Source organism: Streptomyces sp. NPDC014623, assembly GCF_043088245.1.
Classification (GTDB): Bacteria; Actinomycetota; Actinomycetes; order Streptomycetales; family Streptomycetaceae; genus Streptomyces.
This window is the reverse complement of the sequence record NZ_JBIBZU010000004.1, coordinates 436,520-454,043: the sequence shown is the minus strand read 5'-3', so window position 1 is coordinate 454,043 and position 17,524 is coordinate 436,520. Positions and strand designations below refer to the sequence as shown.

Annotated in this window: 15 protein-coding genes; 10 read left to right on the top strand and 5 right to left on the bottom strand. The window is 72.7% G+C overall.

Annotated features, from left to right (window positions below):
* The first annotated feature begins 312 nt into the window (after window positions 1–312).
* Window positions 313–1,062, top strand: coding sequence for a hypothetical protein (locus ACF1FZ_RS10610; RefSeq protein ID WP_391772990.1), 750 nt, complete (start codon window positions 313–315; stop codon window positions 1,060–1,062).
* A gap of 123 nt (window positions 1,063–1,185) precedes the next feature.
* Here the strand turns inward: ACF1FZ_RS10610 and ACF1FZ_RS10605 are convergent, their stop codons facing one another.
* Window positions 1,186–2,466 (bottom strand): DUF1015 family protein, encoded by a 1,281-nt coding sequence (locus tag ACF1FZ_RS10605; protein ID WP_391772967.1) that lies wholly within the window; start codon window positions 2,464–2,466, stop codon window positions 1,186–1,188.
* A gap of 71 nt (window positions 2,467–2,537) precedes the next feature.
* Between ACF1FZ_RS10605 and ACF1FZ_RS10600 the strand changes: the two genes are divergently transcribed.
* The 4 genes from ACF1FZ_RS10600 (at window position 2,538) to ACF1FZ_RS10585 (ending at window position 6,691) form a co-directional block, all read left to right on the top strand.
* Window positions 2,538–3,578: an HAD-IIA family hydrolase gene (locus ACF1FZ_RS10600; protein WP_391772966.1), complete on the top strand. Its 1,041-nt coding sequence runs from the start codon at window positions 2,538–2,540 to the stop codon at window positions 3,576–3,578.
* A 142-nt stretch (window positions 3,579–3,720) separates the two neighbouring features.
* On the top strand, window positions 3,721–4,776 hold the full coding sequence (locus ACF1FZ_RS10595; RefSeq protein ID WP_391772965.1) for a FecCD family ABC transporter permease: 1,056 nt from the start codon (window positions 3,721–3,723) through the stop codon (window positions 4,774–4,776).
* Window positions 4,773–5,831: a FecCD family ABC transporter permease gene (locus tag ACF1FZ_RS10590; protein WP_391772964.1), complete on the top strand. Its 1,059-nt coding sequence runs from the start codon at window positions 4,773–4,775 to the stop codon at window positions 5,829–5,831. Before ACF1FZ_RS10595 ends, ACF1FZ_RS10590 begins: the two co-directional genes overlap by 4 nt.
* A 56-nt stretch (window positions 5,832–5,887) precedes the next feature.
* The gene (locus ACF1FZ_RS10585) at window positions 5,888–6,691 is read left to right on the top strand and encodes an ABC transporter ATP-binding protein (RefSeq protein ID WP_391772963.1); all 804 of its coding nucleotides are present in this window, start codon (window positions 5,888–5,890) and stop codon (window positions 6,689–6,691) included.
* A gap of 12 nt (window positions 6,692–6,703) precedes the next feature.
* Here ACF1FZ_RS10585 and ACF1FZ_RS10580 read toward each other — a convergent pair whose 3' ends face one another.
* Window positions 6,704–7,051 carry an alkyl sulfatase C-terminal domain-containing protein gene (locus ACF1FZ_RS10580; RefSeq protein ID WP_391772962.1) on the bottom strand — a complete coding sequence of 116 codons (348 nt, stop codon included), beginning with the start codon at window positions 7,049–7,051 and terminating at the stop codon, window positions 6,704–6,706.
* A gap of 42 nt (window positions 7,052–7,093) precedes the next feature.
* On the opposite strand from ACF1FZ_RS10580, the gene ACF1FZ_RS10575 reads away from it, so the two are divergent.
* The 5 genes from ACF1FZ_RS10575 (at window position 7,094) to ACF1FZ_RS10555 (ending at window position 12,214) form a co-directional block, all read left to right on the top strand.
* On the top strand, window positions 7,094–7,408 hold the full coding sequence (locus tag ACF1FZ_RS10575) for a hypothetical protein (protein WP_391772961.1): 315 nt from the start codon (window positions 7,094–7,096) through the stop codon (window positions 7,406–7,408).
* 7 nt (window positions 7,409–7,415) lie between these two features.
* Complete coding sequence (locus ACF1FZ_RS10570; protein WP_391772960.1) at window positions 7,416–8,231, top strand: TlyA family RNA methyltransferase; 816 nt, start codon at window positions 7,416–7,418, stop codon at window positions 8,229–8,231.
* Window positions 8,228–9,151 carry an NAD kinase gene (locus tag ACF1FZ_RS10565; RefSeq protein ID WP_391772959.1) on the top strand — a complete coding sequence of 308 codons (924 nt, stop codon included), beginning with the start codon at window positions 8,228–8,230 and terminating at the stop codon, window positions 9,149–9,151. The genes ACF1FZ_RS10570 and ACF1FZ_RS10565 overlap by 4 nt, the downstream gene beginning before the upstream one ends.
* 83 nt (window positions 9,152–9,234) lie before the next feature.
* On the top strand, window positions 9,235–10,980 hold the full coding sequence (gene recN / locus ACF1FZ_RS10560; RefSeq protein ID WP_391772958.1) for a DNA repair protein RecN: 1,746 nt from the start codon (window positions 9,235–9,237) through the stop codon (window positions 10,978–10,980).
* 175 nt (window positions 10,981–11,155) lie between these two features.
* Window positions 11,156–12,214 (top strand): glycosyltransferase family 4 protein, encoded by a 1,059-nt coding sequence (locus ACF1FZ_RS10555; RefSeq protein ID WP_391772957.1) that lies wholly within the window; start codon window positions 11,156–11,158, stop codon window positions 12,212–12,214.
* Between the two features lie 13 nt (window positions 12,215–12,227).
* Here the strand turns inward: ACF1FZ_RS10555 and ACF1FZ_RS10550 are convergent, their stop codons facing one another.
* The 3 genes from ACF1FZ_RS10550 to ACF1FZ_RS10540 form a co-directional block, all read right to left on the bottom strand.
* Window positions 12,228–13,859, bottom strand: a complete 1,632-nt coding sequence (locus ACF1FZ_RS10550) for a PucR family transcriptional regulator (protein ID WP_391772956.1) — start codon at window positions 13,857–13,859, stop codon at window positions 12,228–12,230.
* A gap of 106 nt (window positions 13,860–13,965) precedes the next feature.
* On the bottom strand, window positions 13,966–15,363 hold the full coding sequence (locus ACF1FZ_RS10545; RefSeq protein ID WP_391772955.1) for an FAD-binding oxidoreductase: 1,398 nt from the start codon (window positions 15,361–15,363) through the stop codon (window positions 13,966–13,968).
* A gap of 96 nt (window positions 15,364–15,459) precedes the next feature.
* Window positions 15,460–17,262: a glycoside hydrolase family 15 protein gene (locus tag ACF1FZ_RS10540; protein ID WP_391772989.1), complete on the bottom strand. Its 1,803-nt coding sequence runs from the start codon at window positions 17,260–17,262 to the stop codon at window positions 15,460–15,462.
* Window positions 17,263–17,524: the final 262 nt, after the last annotated feature.

Sequence of the window (17,524 nt, the reverse complement as noted above, 5' to 3'; positions counted from 1 at the left end):
GGGTTCGAGCGTCGTGACGACCGGCCGCGTGGCCCGCGGCGCGACGACGACCGTCCCAGCGGCGGCGGTTTCCGCCGCGACGACAGCCGGGGCGGCACCGGCGGCGGCTTCCGCCGCGACGACCGAAGCCAGGACCGGGACCGTGGACCGCGTCGTGACGACCGGGGCAGCGACCGTGGTGGCTATCGGGGGCGCGACGACCGTGGCGGTTACCAGGGACGCGACGACCGGGACCGTGAGCCCATCAAGCGGCTGCCCATCCCCGATGACGTCACCGGCGACGAGATCGACAAGGACGTCCGGCAGGAGCTGATGAGCCTGCCGAAGACCCTTGCCGAGGATGTCGCGCGGAACCTCGTCATGGTGGCCAACCTGATCGACGAGGACCCCGAGCAGGCGTACGCCTACTCGCGTATCGCCCTGCGTCTGGCATCGAGGGTCGCAGCGGTGCGCGAGGCCGCAGGCTTCGCCGCCTACGCCACCCAGAAGTACTCCGAGGCGCTGGCCGAGTTCCGGGCGTCGCGCCGGATGACGGGTTCCGTGGATCTGTGGCCCGTCATGGCGGACTGCGAGCGTGGCCTCGGGCGGCCCGAGCGGGCGATGGCCATGGCTGGTGAGCCCGAGGTACAGAGGCTGGACAAGGCGGGGCAGGTCGAGATGCGCCTGGTCGCCGCCGGTGCCCGCAGGGACATGGGTCAGATCGACGCCGCGATCGTCACGCTGCAGAGCCCCGAACTCGCCTCCAGCGCCGTCCACTCGTGGACCCCGCGCCTGCGGTACGCCTACGCCGACGCTCTCCTGGAAGCAGGCCGCGAGGACGAGGCCCGTGAGTGGTTCGGAAAGGCCCTGGAAGCCGACAAGGACGGTGCGACCGACGCGTCCGACCGGCTGGCCGAACTCGAGGGTGTGGAGTTCGTCGACGCGCTCGGCGATGACGACGAGCACACCGGCGAAGCGGCCGACGCCGACGTCCGGGCCACGGACGTCCAAGGCGCCGACACCGGCGGTCAGGACGCGGACGATGACGACGATGACGACGCGGAGGGCCCCGCGAAGGCCTGAGCACCGCTGACGTACGGGACGTAGGAAGAGGGCGGCACCCCCGCGGGGTGCCGCCCTCTTCTGCGTTCGCCCCGGGCCCCGCTGAAGGGCTGCGCGACGAGCACCTCGGGTGCGTGGTGTGCCTCAGCCGGCGCCGAGACTGCGCAGGACCAGGCCCGTGGCCGGTTTGGGGCCGAACGACGTCGACTTGCGAGGCATCGTGACACCTTGTCTGGCCAGGTCCCGGACCACCTCCTCGCGCACCGGACGCATCAGCACCGCCGTGGCGTCATGCCGTTCCGCCTGCTCGACCGCCGCCGCGGCGTCATGGATGTAGGCGATGTGCTCGGGGGTGTCAGGGACCCGCCACACGTCGTCGAGGAGCGTGGAGTGCAGCACGGTCGCATCCAGCGAGCGCCAGGCCGCCGGCCGGTCGGCTCGCACCGTGCGGGCCAGCAGCTGCTCGTCCGGCCGGTCGACCAGATGGAAACAGCCGTCACCCGCGAGGAGGAAGGCGTTGCCTTCCGTGGTGGCATCCGTGAGCGCGCCGAGCGCCCGGTGCAGCGGCCCCTCGACGGGCCGGACGCGGAAGCGGCCGTCGAGGGAACCCAGCGCACGGGCGACAGGCAGGCGGTGCAGCAGACGGTGGATGGCACGGACCCGCAGCGGATAACGGGCGGTGTCGACGAGCAGCACGAGCCCGAAGTCCCAGGGGCCTGGGGCGGACTGCTCCTGCTGGAGCCGGAGGTAGGTGGCCCAGCGGTGGTGGCCGTCGGCGATCAGCGCCTGGTGACGGGACAGATCGGACTCGATCTCCGTCCGTTCCCCGGCATCGGTGACGGCCCAGAGGCGGTGGCCGACACCGTCCTCGGTCGTCGTGGTGAGAAGCGGGAGCCGCTCCACCACCCGCTCGATGACGGCCGTCGCGCCGCTCGGCGTACCGTCACCGGCGTAGCTGAGGAGGAGGGGTTCGAGGTGGGCGGCCGCCGTGCGCATCAGATCGGCGCGGTCCTCCACGACATCGGCCATGACGTCCTCGTGCGGCAGCACGACGCCCTCGGAAGCGGGGGAGAGCGCCAGGGCGCCGATCACGCCGCGCTGGAGGGCGTCGCCGGCCCGCTGCTCGTAGACGTAGAGCACGGGCGCCGGGTCCGGGGCGAGGACGCCTTCGGCGACCCAGCGCTTCAGGGTGTCGGCGGCCTGCCTGTGGCGCGCGGCGGGCGTGTCGCCCTGCGGAAGGATCAGCCGCACGATGTTGTGCGGGTCCGCCGACTCCAGGTGGTGCAGACCGTCGGGCCGGACGACGACGTCGTACGGGGGGGAGGTCACCGCCGCCAGGCTGCCGACCCGGTCGGGGACGTATCGCAGTCCGCGGAAGGGGATCAGCCGCAGTCCCCGGCCGGCGGCGGGGCCGGATGTGTTCATCAGGGCATCGTATGCGCGCTTCCGTGATGCGCGATGATCGGGGGAGAGGCAGGAAAGAGGAGCGCAGGCATATGAGTCAGCAGTTCAGGTCCCGGCCGCTCGGGAGCAGCGCGGCGCTGAGCGAGGCGTACGACACCGCCCTGCTCGATCTTGACGGGGTGGTGTACGCGGGCGGGCACGCCATCGTCCACGCCGTCGAGTCGCTGGGCAGAGCGCGTGCGGACGGCATGCACCTGGCGTACGTGACGAACAACGCGCTGCGTACGCCGGACGCGGTGGCCGAGCACCTGACGGAGCTCGGCGTGCCGGCCGAGCCCGCTGACGTGATCACATCAGCGCAGGCAGTGGCCCGGTTGATGGCTGATCAGCTGCCGCCCGGGGCCAGAGTGCTCGTGGTCGGGGGTGAAGGGCTGCGGGTCGCGTTGCGTGAGCGCGGACTGGTGCCGGTGGAATCGGCCGACGAGGCCCCGGTCGCCGTGGTGCAGGGGTTCGGCGGGCCCGACCTGCCGTGGGGCCGGTTCGCCGAGGCGGCGTACGCCATCTCGCGGGGGGCCGAGTGGTTCGCGTCCAACACGGACCTGACGATCCCGGGCGCCCGGGGCATCGCTCCGGGAAACGGTGCGGCGGTGGAGGTCGTACGGATCGCGACCGGTGCCGAGCCGAAGGTCGCGGGCAAGCCGCTTCCTCCGATGCACCGCGAGACCGTGCTCCGTACCGGGGCGAAGCGGCCGCTGGTCGTCGGGGACCGGCTGGACACGGACATCGAGGGCGCGTTCAACGGCGGGGTGGACTCACTGCTGGTCCTCACGGGGGTGACCGACGCGGCGCAGCTGATCGCGGCCGAACCCAAGTACCGTCCGACCTACGTGGACCTGGACCTGCGAGGGCTGCTCACCGGTCAGCCCGAGGTCTCGGAGGAGGACGGCGGGTTCCGCTGCGGCGGCTGGACGGCCGTGATCCGTGGGGACGCCCTCGTCCTGGAGGGCGGCGGCGAAGGCGGTGGTGAGGCGATCGACGGGCTGCGTGCCCTGTGCGGGGCGGCGTGGACGTATGCCGGGGAGGGATCGTGCCGGCTCGACCCGGCGAAGGCCGTGGCGGCACTGGACCTGTAGACCCGGGGGCCCGTGAATCCGTGGACCTGCGGGTCCGTTCCGCGCGGAGCCTCCCGCGCCGCGCGGAACGGACCCGTGGATTGCAGGATCCTGTGCGTCACCGGAGAGCCGAGAAAATTAGAGGATAGGCTAACCTAACCGGGTGTTGGTCGAAAGTCCCCCCGAATCACGTTCCGGCTCTCCCGCCACGCCGGAGACGCGCGCCGGGCGCCATGCGGTACGAGCCGTGGGCCTGCTGGTCGCCGTGTGTGCGTTGGTCCTGGTGTGCCTCGCCAGTATCGCGATCGGCGCCAAGGGTCTCCCGCTGTCCGCGGTGTGGCACGGCCTGTTCCACTACTCGGGCACCAGCGGTGACGTCCTCGTACGGGACGTGCGGGTCCCGCGTACCGTGCTGGGTCTGATCGTGGGCGCCGCCCTGGGGCTGGCCGGCGCGGTGATGCAGGCGCTGACCCGCAACCCGCTCGCCGAGCCCGGTCTGCTGGGCGTCAACGCGGGTGCGGCGGCGGCCGTCGTCTCGGCCATCACCTTCCTCGGCGTCACCTCGCTGACCGGATACGTCTGGTTCGCCTTCGGTGGCGCCGCCGTCGTGTCCGTGGCGGTGTACCTGCTCGGCGGCAGCCGGTCCGCGAACCCGGTACGGCTGGCCCTCGCCGGTACGGCGGTCACCGCGGCACTGTTCGGCTACGTCAACGCCGTACAGCTGCTGGACTCGGCGGCACTGGACCGGCTGCGCTTCTGGACCGTGGGGTCGCTGGCCTCCGCGAACCCGGAGACCGTCGCCAAGGTGTGGCCGTTCATCGCGGCCGGGGTGGTGCTGGCCCTGCTCATCGCCCGGCCCCTCAACGCGCTGGAGATGGGCGACGACACGGCCAAGGCCCTCGGCGCGCACCTGACCCGTACCCGTGTCCTCGCGATGGTGGCCGTCACCCTGCTCTGCGGGGCGGCGACCGCCGCCTGCGGGCCGATCGTCTTCATCGGGCTGATGATCCCGCACCTGGTGCGCACCATCACGGGTCCGGACATGCGGTGGATCCTGCCCTACGCGGCCGTGCTCGCGCCCGTGCTGCTGCTCGGCGCCGACGTGGTGGGCAGGGTCGTCGCCCGCCCCTCCGAGCTGCAGGTCGGCATCGTCACCGCTCTGCTGGGCGGACCCGTCTTCATTCATCTCGTACGGCGCAAGAGGATGGCCCAGCTGTGAAGGCCGCACAGGACACCACGAGGACGGTCCGCGCGGTGCGGACGGCCGGCGGGCTCTCGTTCCGGGTGGACCCGCGGGCGTTCGCCGTCATCGCGCTGCTCATCGCGGTGGCAGCCTTCGCCGCCGTGGTGCTGATCGGCAGCGGCGACTACTCCATGTCACCCGGCCAGGTCCTCACCACGCTGTTCGGCAACGGCACCTTCCAGCAGGAGTTCATCGTCACGGAACTGCGGCTGCCCAGGGTCCTGGTCGGACTGCTCGTCGGTGCCGCGCTCGGGGTCGGCGGCGCCGTCTTCCAGAGCGTCTCCCGCAACCCGCTCGGCAGCCCCGACGTCCTCGGCTTCGGCCAGGGTTCCGCGGTCGGCGCCCTCACCGTGATCGTGCTCTTCCACGGCGGACCCGCCGAGGTCGCGGCGGGCGCCGTCGGCGGCGGCCTGCTGACGGGCGCCGCCGTCTACCTGCTGGCCTGGAAGCGCGGAGTGCACGGCTACCGGCTCGTGCTCGTCGGCATCGGTGCCGCCGCGATGCTCACCGCCGCGATCCACTATCTGATCACCAAGGCCAACCTCGTCGACGCCACCCGCGCCGTCGTCTGGATGACCGGCTCGCTGGACGGCCGGGACTGGTCCCAGGTCTGGCCGCTGCTCGCGGTCTGCTGCGTCCTCATCCCCCCGGTCCTCGGCCACGGGCGGGCACTGCGCATGATCGAGATGGGCGACGACTCCGCCCACGCCCTGGGCGTACGGGTGGAACGCACCCGGCTCGTCCTGCTGAGCTGCGCCGTGCTGCTCGTCGCCGTGGCCACCGCCGCCGCGGGCCCCATCGTCTTCGTCTCGCTCAGCGCCCCGCAGGTCGCCCGCCGCCTCACCCGCGCGCCCGGCCCCAACCTGGCCGCCGCGGCCGCCACGGGCGCGGCCCTGCTGCTCGTCGCCGACTGGACCGCCATGAACGCCTTCGGGGACCGTCAGCTCCCGGTGGGTGTCGTCACCGGCGTGCTCGGCGGCTGCTACCTGCTGTGGCTGCTCGTGTCCGAGCGCAGGGCGGGACGCATATGAGACCGGGCACGCCGGCCACCTCGCAGACCATCTCCACAGACTCCGGGAGCACGACCATGCAGCGCCTCACCGCGGACTCGGTGACCCTCGGCTACGACCAGCGGATCATCGCCGAGAACCTCTCGGTCGAGATCCCCGACCACTCCTTCACGGTGATCGTCGGCCCCAACGCCTGCGGTAAGTCGACCCTGCTGCGCGCCCTCTCCCGGATGCTGAAGCCGAGCGGCGGAGACGTCCTGCTGGACGGACAGTCCATCCACCGGATGCCCGCGAAGAAGGTCGCCAGGACGCTGGGCCTGCTGCCCCAGTCCTCCATAGCCCCGGACGGCATCACCGTCGCCGACCTCGTCTCCCGCGGCCGCTACCCCCACCAGGGGCTCCTGCGCCAGTGGTCACCCGAGGACGAGCGGATCGTGAAGGAGTCCATGGAGTCGACCGGCGTCGGCGCACTGGCCGACCGCTACGTCGACGAACTGTCCGGCGGGCAGCGCCAGCGGGTCTGGATCGCCATGGCCCTCGCCCAGCAGACCCCGCTGCTGCTGCTCGACGAGCCGACGACGTACCTCGACATCCAGCACCAGATCGACGTCCTCGACCTCTGCGCGGAGCTGCACGAGACGCAGGGCCGCACGCTGGTCGCCGTGCTGCACGACCTCAATCACGCCGCCCGGTACGCCACCCACCTCATCGCCATGCGCGAGGGCGCGGTCATCGCCGAGGGGGCGCCCGGTGACGTCGTCACCGCACAGCTCGTCGAGGACGTCTTCGGGATGCGGTGCCAGGTCATCGACGACCCGGAGACGGGAACGCCGCTCGTCGTCCCCGCCGCCCGCAAGAAGCGCACGCCGGCCTCCGTCTGAGGCCGTCACAGGTCACAGCAGGGACCTGAGCTTCAGCAGATCGCGGAAGCCCGCCTCCAGCCGCACCCGGCCCGACGCCCAGGCCTTCGCGAAATTCAGCTCGCCGTCGACCATGGCCACCAGGTCGTCCCCGGTCATCGCCAGCCGGATCTCCGCCTTCTCCCGGGGCGGTCCCTCGAGCGTGTCCAGCACCTGGATCCGGCCGTTCGCCAGCCGTCCGGTGAATGTCACATCGAGGTCCCTGATGTGGCAGCTCAGCGAGCGGTCGAGGTCGGCGGCGCGGCGTACGTCGCCGTCCGCCCCCGCCAGATTGTCGGAAAGTGTGTCGAGTGCGCTGCGGCACTCCGCCATGGTCGCCATCGTCACCGACGGTACACCGGCGCTTCGGGGTAGCGTTCCCGCATGAGCGACTGGATGCCGGGACCGGACACGGAGCAGCGGGGCGAGGCGGACGAAGCGGCCGCGGTGGAGCCCGCCGCGCCTCCCGCGCCCTCCTTCGAACCCGCCCCGCCCGCGCCCCTCGGTGTCGCACGCACCTCCACCGGACACGCCGGCGTCGACGCGCGGCTGGAGCGGCTGGCCGACGCGGACCACCTCGCGGCGGACAGCCACACCGAGGTGTACGAGGATGTACACCGTGGACTGCGTGACGAACTGACCGCGCTGGACGCGCGGCCCGCACCCGCACCGACGCCCGCGCACGACCTCAGGAGCTGAACCGAACGTGGCAGGAGTGGCACGTCGCCGCCTCGACGCCGAGCTGGTACGCCGCAAGCTCGCCCGCTCGCGCGAGCACGCGAGCCAGCTGATCGCAGCGGGGCGGGTGACCGTCGGCGGGAACACCGCGACCAAGCCGGCCACCCAGGTCGAGACCAGCGCCGCCGTCGTCGTCGTCAAGGACGACAGCGACCCCGAGTACGTCTCGCGCGGCGGGCACAAACTCGCGGGTGCCCTCGCCGCCTTCATGCCCCTGGGACTGGAGGTCGAGGGACGGCGGGCACTGGACGCCGGGGCCTCGACCGGTGGCTTCACCGATGTGCTGCTGCGCGCGGGCGCCGGCCACGTCGTGGCCGTGGACGTCGGCTACGGTCAGCTCGCCTGGTCCCTGCAGTCCGATGAACGTGTCACTGTCAAGGACCGCACCAACGTACGTGAGCTGACGGTGGAGCAGATCGACGGTGAGGAGGCGGACCTGGTGGTGGGCGACCTGTCGTTCATCCCGCTCGGCCTGGTGCTGCCCGCCCTCGCGCGCTGTGCCGCCCCTGACGCCGACCTGGTGCTCATGGTCAAGCCGCAGTTCGAGGTGGGCAAGGAGCGCCTCGGCAGCGGTGGTGTGGTCCGCAGCCCCGAGCTGCGGGCCGAAGCGGTACGGGAAGTGGCGCGCCGGGCCGCTCTGCTGGGCCTCGGCGTCCAGGGTGTCACGGCGAGCCCGCTGCCCGGCCCCTCGGGAAATGTCGAGTACTTTCTGTGGCTGCGGGCCGGCGCACCTGAGCTGGATCCCGCGGATGTCGACCGTGCAGTGGCGGAGGGACCCCGTTGACGACACATGCGGCACGATCCGGGAACGCGGAACGCACTGTCTTCCTGCTGGCGCACACCGGCCGGCCGGCCGCGATCCGCAGCGCCGAGCTCGTCGTCCAGGGCTTGCTGCGCAACGGCCTCGGCGTCCGGGTGCTCGCCGTGGAGGCGCAGGACCTGCCGCTGCCGTCGTCCGTGGTGACGGTCACCGACGCGACCCCCACGGCCGTGGACGGCTGCGAACTGCTGATCGTGCTCGGAGGGGACGGGACGCTGCTGCGCGGCGCCGAGATCTCCCGCGCCTCCGGAGTCCCGATGCTCGGAGTCAACCTCGGGCGGGTCGGCTTCCTCGCCGAAGCCGAACGCGACGACCTCGACCAGGTCGTCGACCGGGTCGTCACCCGCGCGTACCAGGTCGAGGAGCGGATGACGCTCGACGTCATCGTGCACAGCAACGGCGATGTCGTACACACCGACTGGGCGCTGAACGAGGCCGCCGTCCAGAAGGTCTCGCCCGAACGGATGCTCGAGGTCGTCCTGGAGATCGACGGCCGCCCGGTGACCGGTTTCGGGTGCGACGGGATCGTCTGCGCCACCCCGACCGGGTCGACCGCGTACGCCTTCTCGGCGGGCGGCCCCGTCGTCTGGCCGGAGGTCGAGGCCCTGCTCATGGTGCCGATCAGCGCCCACGCGCTGTTCGCCAAGCCGCTGGTGACCTCGCCCGACTCCGTGCTGGCCGTGGAGGTCCAGCCGCACACCCCGCACGGGGTGCTGTGGTGCGACGGGCGCCGGACCGTCGAGCTGCCCTCCGGGGCCAGGGTCGAGGTGCGGCGCGGTGCCGTGCCCGTACGGCTCGCGCGACTGCACCAGGCGTCGTTCACCGACCGCCTGGTGGCCAAGTTCGCACTGCCCGTCCAGGGCTGGCGGGGTGCTCCGCACTGATTTCCGGGAACGCTGCTCACACCCGCGTGAGTGAATCCGCGACCGGGGCCCGTCGCACACCGGGCCCCGGACCTCGTAAGGTCATGACCGTGTTGGAGGAGATGCGGATACGGTCGCTCGGAGTCATCGACGACGCGGTGGTGGAGCTGTCACCCGGTTTCACCGCGGTGACGGGTGAGACCGGCGCGGGCAAGACCATGGTCGTCACCAGCCTCGGGCTGCTGCTCGGCGGACGGGCCGACCCCGCCCTGGTGCGGGTCGGCGCCAAGGCCGCGGTCGTCGAGGGACGGATCACGGTGTCCCGGGGCGACGCGGTGGCGGTACGCGCCGAGGAGGCCGGGGCCGAGATCGAGGACGGTGCGCTGCTCATCAGCCGTACCGTCTCGGCGGAAGGGCGCTCCCGCGCCCATCTCGGGGGCAGATCCGTGCCTGTGGGAGTGCTCGCCGAACTCGCCGACGAACTCGTCGCCGTGCACGGCCAGACCGACCAGCAGGGACTGCTCAAGCCCGCACGGCAGCGCCAGGCCCTCGACCGTTACGCCGGTGGCGGTGTGGAGGGCCCGCACACCAAGTACGCGGCGGCCTACCGGCGGTTGCGTGCCGTCGTCACGGAGCTCGACGAGCTGACCGCCCGGGCCAGGGAACGCGCCCAGGAGGCGGATCTGCTGCGCTTCGGCCTCGACGAGGTCGCCGCCGTGGAGCCGCTCCCCGGCGAGGACACCGAACTCGCAGCGGAGGCCGAGCGGCTCGGCCACGCCGAGGCGCTCGCCTCCGCCGCCGCCCTCGCCCATGCGGCGCTCGCGGGCGATCCGGAGGACCAGGAGGGTGTGGACGCCACCACGGTGGTCGCCGCCGCCGGACGGTCCCTGGACGCCGTGCGGGCGCACGACCCCGCGCTGGCCGCGCTCGCCGACCGGATCGGCGAGATCTCGATCCTGCTCACCGACGTCGCCGGGGAACTCGCCGGATACGCCGACCAGCTGGACGCCGACCCGCTGCGGCTCGCCGCGGTGGAGGAGCGGCGTGCCGCGCTCACCGCCCTCACCCGGAAGTACGGCGAGGACATCACCTCCGTGCTCGCCTGGGCCGAGGAGGGCGCCTCTCGGCTGACCGAGCTGGAGGGCGACGACGACCGCATCGGCGAACTGACGGCGGAGCGCGACGCTCTCCGCCGCGAGCTCTCCGTCCTCGGGCAGGAGCTGACCGACGCGCGCACGGAGGCGGCGGCCCGCTTCGCCGCGGCCGTCACCCAGGAGCTGGCGTCGCTCGCCATGCCGCACGCCCGGGTCTCCTTCGCCATCCGGCAGACCGAGGCGCCGGACGAGGAGTCCGGCATCGACATCGGCGGCCGGAGCGTGCTCTACGGACCCTCGGGCGCCGACGAGGTGGAGCTCCTGCTGGCGCCGCACCCTGGCACCCAGCCCCGGCCGATCGCCAAGGGCGCCTCGGGCGGTGAGCTGTCCCGGGTGATGCTCGCCGTCGAGGTGGTCTTCGCGGGTTCCGACCCCGTGCCGACGTACCTCTTCGACGAGGTCGACGCGGGTGTCGGCGGCAAGGCGGCCGTCGAGGTCGGCCGGCGGCTGGCGAAGCTCGCCAGGACCGCCCAGGTCGTCGTGGTCACCCACCTGCCGCAGGTGGCGGCCTTCGCCGACCGGCAGCTGCTGGTCGAGAAGACGGTGGACGGTTCGGTGACCAGGAGCGGCGTCACGGTCCTGGAGGGCGAGGACCGGGTGCGGGAGCTCTCCCGGATGCTCGCCGGGCAGGAGGACTCGGAGACCGCCCGGGCGCACGCGGAGGAGCTGCTGGAGACCGCTCGGGTCGACGGATAGCGCACCACGGTGTCAACTGTGAGCCGTCTGTCTCACTCGTACGGGTGAGGTGGGCGGCCCCGCTCCGGCGCGAGGACGGGAACAACGTTTCGGCGGTCCCGGAACGCGCGTACGGAGCTGGCATCCTTGGCGCTGTACATTCCACCGACTCGGGAGCCCCGGGGAGTCATCCAACGTGTCACAGCTGCGTACGGTCCAAGTCCTGGGCGGCGGCGCCGGAAGCAGCGCTCATGTCAGCCCGCTCGTCGCGGGCCTGGTCGCCAGAGGTGTGCAGGTCACCGTCTGCGCTCCGGCAGATTCCGGCCGCGCCCACGGCCTCCCCGCCACGGGCGCCCGCTTCGTCACGGTGCCCCGGTGCGGTGATCCCGCTGCCGTCGCCGCACTCCGTACCGCCTGCGCCGGGGCGGACATCGTCCACGCCCACGGGCTGCACGCCGCCGTACGCGCCGGGATCGCACTCAGCGGCCGGAAGACCCCGCTGGTGGTGACCTGGCACACCCGCCCCCATGCCGAGGGCGCCCGCGGCCGGCTGCTGCGGCTGCTGGAGCGGAAGGCCGCCCGCTCGGCCGCCGTCGTGCTGGGCACCTCAGGGGATCTGGTCGAGCGGGCCCGCCGCAGGGGCGCCAGGGACGCCCGGCTCGCGCCGGCCGCGATCCCCGCGAGCCGTGTTCCCGGTCCCCCTGACGACGGCAAGGCGCGTGCCGAACTGGGAGTGGTCGGCAGGCCGTTGATCGTGTCGGTGGCTCAGCACGGCCAGGACACGCTGCTGGGCGCGGCGCGGGAATGGTGCGGGCTGGACCCCGCGCCGCTGCTCGCCGTCACGGGGGAGGGGCCCCGGGCCGGCGCCCTGCGGCGCCGGATCGCGGCCGAGGGGCTGCCCGTCGTCGCCGGCGGCCCGGACGGCATCGGTGAACTCCTCGCCGCCGCCGACATCGCCGTACTGTCCGGCCGTGGGGAGGGCGGGCCGCTGCTCGCCCGGGAGGCATTGCGGCACGGTGTCCCGCTGGTCGCGGCACGCGTGGACGGCCTGCCCGAACTCGTCGGTGAAGCGGCGGAGTTGGTTCCGTACGGAGACGTGGAGGCGCTGGCCGGGGCCGTCGTGGGGCTCCTCGGCGACCCCGGGCGACGGGCGCGGCTCGCCGACTCGGGACGCGCACAGGCCGCGGGCTGGCCGACCGAGGACGACACGGTCGCCCATGTGCTGTCCGTCTACGACGAATTGGCGCAGCCGTAGGCGGTGCAGGGCCTCAGCGGGTGTGGCGGCGGGCCCGCAGGGCCAGGCTCAGGGCGAGCACCGACTGCGGATCGTCCAGGTCGGTGCCGAGCAACTCGCCGATGCGGGCGAGCCGGTTGTAGAGCGTCTGCCGGTTCAGATGCAGCTCGCGTGCCGCTTCCGCCTTACGGCCCGCGTGAGCGAGGTACGCCTCCAGGGTGGGCAGCAGCGCGGGACGCGACGTCCGGTCGTGCTCGCGCAGCGGCCCGATCGCCCGGTCCACGAAGGACGCCAGGTCCGGATGGTCCCGCAGCCGCCACAGCAGCAGATCGATGTCCAGACGGCGAGCGTCGTACCAGGGGTGTTCCCCGAGCCCCCGCGCGGCCGTCGCCGCGTCCGCCGCATGCCGCAGCCCCGCGCCCGCCACCGCCCAGCCGCCCGCGGCCCCGACCACCACGACGACCGGTGAGCGGTCCCCGGCCCGCTCCAGGCCGGCCCGCCCGGCCCCCGTACGCAGCGCCGCCGACACCCGGTCCGCGAGCGCCGTGCGGGTGGTCCCCGGGCGCAGCGCCAGCAACAACGGGACCCTGCCCTCCACCGGGCGCACCCCCACCAGCACCGGCGCCCCCACCGCCGCGAGCTCCTCCGCCACTGCCCTGGCCAGCAGGGCCCAGCTGCCCGAGGGCGCCGACTCGGGGACGAGCCGCATCACCACCGGCAGCAGCGGATCCCCGCCCGGCCTGAACCCCAGTACCCCTGCCTGCGCGGGGGCGTCCTCGGGAGCGATCCGGCCCTCGGCGAGATCCGTGAGGAAGTCACCGCGCCCTCGCGCCGCCACTTCCTCCTCCTGGCGGGCCTGCATCAGCACGACCGCCAGGATGCCCGCCGCCCGCTCGGCCGCCATCCGGTGCACCGTCACCAAGGGGCCCGACACCGCGAGCAGCACCAGCCGGGCCCGCACGGAACCGGTCCCGGGCCCGCCACCCGGCACCTCCACCAGGACGGCTCCGGCCGGCGGCGCCTCACGGGCCGCCGCGCGCGCCCCGCGCAGCCCCTCCCAGACCTGCAGCGGATCGGCGCCCACCGGCCCGGCCTCCGGCCCCGAGGCGAACAGCAACCGGCCGTCCGGTGTCTCCAGGAAGACCGGATTCGCGGCGAAGTCCGCCAGGATCCCCAGGACCTGCGGCACCCCGCCGCCGCCGAGCACCGCCTGCGTACACCGCCGGTGGATCTCCTCCGCCCGCTGGAGCAAGGCGTAGTGACCGTTGACGATCTCGGTGTGGATCTCCTCGGTCACCGCCACGAACGGCACCTCGCGGTGCAGCTGGACGAGCGGCAGCCCCGCTGTCCGCGCCGCCTCCACGATCGCCGCGGGCAGCCGGCTGAAGCGCGGGCCGAGCTCCACGACCAGGGCGGCGATGCCGCGGTCGGCCAGCCTGCGGACGAAGGCACGCTGGTCGGCCGGCCGGGACCCGAGGCCGAGCCCCGTCGTGAGCAGCAGTTCCCCGCCCTTGAGGAGGGCGGGGATGTTCGGCGCCTCACCGGCGTGCACCCAGCGCACCGTACGCTCCAGCCGGTCCGCGCAGGTCAGCACCTCCGGGACCCCGCCCCGCAGCCCCGGCAGTTCCAGCGCCCGCCGCACGGTGATCCCGCCCTCTGTCTCCACCGGCTCCGGCCTCGTGCTTCCGTCGGTGCGCGTCAGCGCTCGTGCCCTCGTGTACGCGGGGCACGAAGGCCCGGGTCAGGAAGTTACCGGCCCGCGCCCGGGTGCGTCACACCACGGCCACGGCCGGCTTGACGTTGTGGTTCAGGTGGAACACGTTGTCCGGGTCGTAGCGCGCCTTGACGCGGGACAGCCGCTCGTAGGCGCGTTCCCCGAATCCGGCGACGACCCGCTCCTGGCCCTCACGTCCGATGAAGTTGAGGTAGACCGCCCCGCTCGCCCACGGCATGACGGAGCCCCGCACCCGGCGTACCCACGCTCTGGCCTGCTCGTCGTCCGTCTCGCTCTCCCAGACAGCGAACGGATGCACGGCCCACGGGGAGGAGCGCCAGGGCAGCGGGTAGTCGCCGGGCCCCCGGGCCACCGCCCCACCCATCGGGAACAGCACGTGCTGCGAATGGGAAGGGACGGGCATCGTGGCCGCACCGGCGCAGAAGGCGGACACGGCCTCGTCGGGAAAGCCGTCCAGGTACTCCGCCGACCAGTAGTTCCGCATGCCGGGAGGGTCGTCGAGCATGCTCTGCAGGTCCGCGTAGTCGATCGCGGAGATCATTTCCGCCTCGCGCTCCAGCGCCAGCAGGGGGGCCGCCACGTCGCGCAGCTCCGCCTCCGTACCCGCGTAGGTGAGCAGGACCGCGCACACCAGGTGGCCCACCATGGCCTCGGGCACCCACTCCTCCGGCGGCCCGGTGATGTAGAGGCAGGCGCCGCCCGCCGCGTCCGGGGCGGACCCCATCACGTCCCGGTACGCGCGGACCGCCTCCGGGCCGTTCTCCGGACGAAGGAGCAGCAGGGCCATGCTCATCGCCGGCAGATCGTGCAGCCGCAGCGTCAGGGAGGTGACCACCCCGAAATTGCCGCCGCCGCCGTGCAGGGCCCAGAAAAGCTCCGGATTCTCTTCCGCGCTCGCGCGTACGGTAACGCCGTCCGCGGTCACCACATCGGCGGCCAGCAGATTGTCACAGGCCAGTCCGAAGGCCCGCTCCAGCCACCCCGACCCGCCGCCCAGCGTGAAGCCGCCGACGCCGGTGGTGGAGACCCGTCCCCCCGTGGTCGCCAGGGCGTACGGCTGGGTGGCCCGGTCCAGGTCGCTCATGACGGCACCGCCGCCGACACGGGCCCGGGCGGCACCCCTGTCGACCTCGACCCCGCGCATCCCGCGCAGGTCGATCACCAGACCGCCTTCGCTCAGAGCCATACCGGCCACGCTGTGACCGCCCCCGCGCACGGCGACCTCCAGGTCCTCGTCGCGTGCGAAGCGCAGTGCCCGCGCGACATCCGCCTCGGAGGCGCACCGGGCCACCACCGCGGGTCTGCGGTCGATCATGCTGTTGAAGACGGTTCGGGCCTCGTCGTAGCCCGGGTCGCCGGGGACGTGGACCTCACCGGCGAAATCGGAGCGGAAGCCGGCCGAGGCGGTCTCCGTGGGAGGGGTCCGGGGCGTCATGTGTGCCCCCTTCGCAGGGCGTGACAGGACTCTCCCATCGTAGGCCCGGCCGATGGAATCGGCCGTTCCGCCCGGGTCCCGCCACGCCCTGCGGAGTCAGCCCACGTACGCCCCGCTGGCCGTGAGCCGCAGCGCCGTGTCGATCAGCGGCACATGGCTGAACGCCTGGGGGAAGTTCCCCACCTGGCGCTGGAGTCCGGAGTCCCATTCCTCGGCCAGCAGACCGAGGTCGTTGCGCAGGGACAGCAGCTTCTCGAAGAGCCGGCGGGCCTCGTCGACCCGGCCGATCATCGCCAGGTCGTCCGCCAGCCAGAACGAGCAGGCCAGGAACGCGCCCTCGTCACCCTCCAGCCCGTCGACGCCCGCGTCGTCACCCTCGGTGGGGTAACGCAGGACGAAACCGTCCTCCGTGGACAGCTCCCGCTGGATCGCCTCGATCGTGCCGATGACGCGCTTGTCGTCGGGGGGCAGGAAGCCCACCTGCGGAATCAGCAGCAGGGACGCGTCCAGCTCCTGGGATCCGTAGGACTGGGTGAAGGTGTTGCGCTCGGGGTCGTAACCCCGCTCGCAGACATCGCGGTGGATGTCGTCACGCAGCTGGAGCCACCGCTCGAGCGGTCCCTCCACGTCCCCGGACTCGACCAGCTTGATCGTGCGGTCGACGGCGACCCATGCCATCACCTTGGAGTGCACGAAGTGGCGGCGCGGGCCGCGCACCTCCCAGATGCCCTCGTCCGGCTCCTCCCAGTGCTTCTCCAGATAACTGATCAGTTTGAGCTGGAGCCCCATCGCGTAGTCGTTGCGGGTCAGACCCGTCATGTGCGCCAGGTGCAGCGCCTCGGTGACCTCGCCGTACACATCGAGCTGGAGCTGGTTCGCCGCACCGTTGCCGACCCGGACCGGACCGGAGTTCTCGTAACCGGGCAGCCAGTCCAGCTCCGCCTCGCCGAGCTCCCGCTCGCCGGCGATGCCGTACATGATCTGAAGGTTCTCCGGGTCGCCCGCGACCGCGCGCAGCAGCCACTCGCGCCAGGCGCGGGCCTCCTCGCGGTACCCCGTGCGCAGCAGGGAGGAGAGCGTGATCGCCGCGTCCCGCAGCCAGGTGTAGCGGTAGTCCCAGTTCCGCGAACCGCCGATGTCCTCCGGCAGCGAGGTCGTCGGGGCCGCCACGATGCCGCCGGTCGGCGCGTAGGTGAGCGCCTTCAGCGTGATCAGCGAGCGCACGACCGCCTCCCGGTAGGGGCCGTGGTACGTGCACTGCTCGACCCACTCGCGCCAGAAGTTCTCCGTCGCCTCCAGGGAGGTCTCGGGTTCCGGCGTGGCGGGCGGCTCGTGGTGCGAGGGCTGCCAGCTGATGGTGAACGCGATCCGGTCCCCGGGAGCCACGGTGAAGTCGGAGTACGTCGTCAGGTTCTGGCCGTACGTGTCGGTGTCCGTGTCCAGCCACACCGAGTCGGGGCCGGCGACCGCGACCGTGCGGCCGTCGACCTTGTGCACCCAGGGGGTGACCCGTCCGTAACTGAAACGCATGCGTAGCTCGGAGCGCATCGGCACGCGGCCGCTCACGCCCTCCACGATGCGGATCAGCTGGGGGGCCCCGTCACGCGGCGGCATGAAATCGGTCACGCGGACCGTGCCGCGGGGGGTGTCCCACTCCGATTCCAGGACGAGCGAGTCGCCGCGATAGCGCCGCCTGTCCGCCGCCGGGGGTTCCGCCCCTTCGGGACGGGCGGGTCCCAGCCGCCAGAAGCCGTTCTCCTCGGTGCCGAGAAGTCCGGCGAAAATTGCGTGTGAATCGAAGCGGGGCAGGCACAGCCAGTCCGCTGTGCCGTCCCGGCAGACCAGGGCTGCGGTCTGCATGTCTCCGATGAGTGCGTAATCCTCGATGCGCCCGGCCACGTGCGTCTCCAGTCGAACGGCCATGTCGCCCCGAAGGGCGCTTACTGCTGGTCAAGGGGTCGTTGTAGTAGAACCGACGAGCTCTTGCACGGGTGAGCGGGCTGGGGTGGAGCCGCTGGGCCGGCCAACTCGGCAGCGAGTGTCCGAGCAGGATACGACGCACCCGGGGGTTCCGCGCGACTGTCCACAAGTTGTCCGTCACCTCTCCCCGTCGAATGGGTGGGACCTGAAACGGACGTAGCGATCTTGTGTCCACTTCGGC

Coding starts and splice junctions, on each gene's coding strand:
- ACF1FZ_RS10610 (WP_391772990.1), top strand. CDS start 313: ATGAGCCTGCCGAAGACCCTTGCCGAGGATGTCGCGCGGAACCTCGTC.
- ACF1FZ_RS10605 (WP_391772967.1), bottom strand. CDS start 2,466: ATGAACACATCCGGCCCCGCCGCCGGCCGGGGACTGCGGCTGATCCCC.
- ACF1FZ_RS10600 (WP_391772966.1), top strand. CDS start 2,538: ATGAGTCAGCAGTTCAGGTCCCGGCCGCTCGGGAGCAGCGCGGCGCTG.
- ACF1FZ_RS10585 (WP_391772963.1), top strand. CDS start 5,888: ATGCAGCGCCTCACCGCGGACTCGGTGACCCTCGGCTACGACCAGCGG.
- ACF1FZ_RS10580 (WP_391772962.1), bottom strand. CDS start 7,051: ATGGCGACCATGGCGGAGTGCCGCAGCGCACTCGACACACTTTCCGAC.
- ACF1FZ_RS10575 (WP_391772961.1), top strand. CDS start 7,094: ATGAGCGACTGGATGCCGGGACCGGACACGGAGCAGCGGGGCGAGGCG.
- recN (WP_391772958.1), top strand. CDS start 9,235: ATGACCGTGTTGGAGGAGATGCGGATACGGTCGCTCGGAGTCATCGAC.
- ACF1FZ_RS10545 (WP_391772955.1), bottom strand. CDS start 15,363: ATGACGCCCCGGACCCCTCCCACGGAGACCGCCTCGGCCGGCTTCCGC.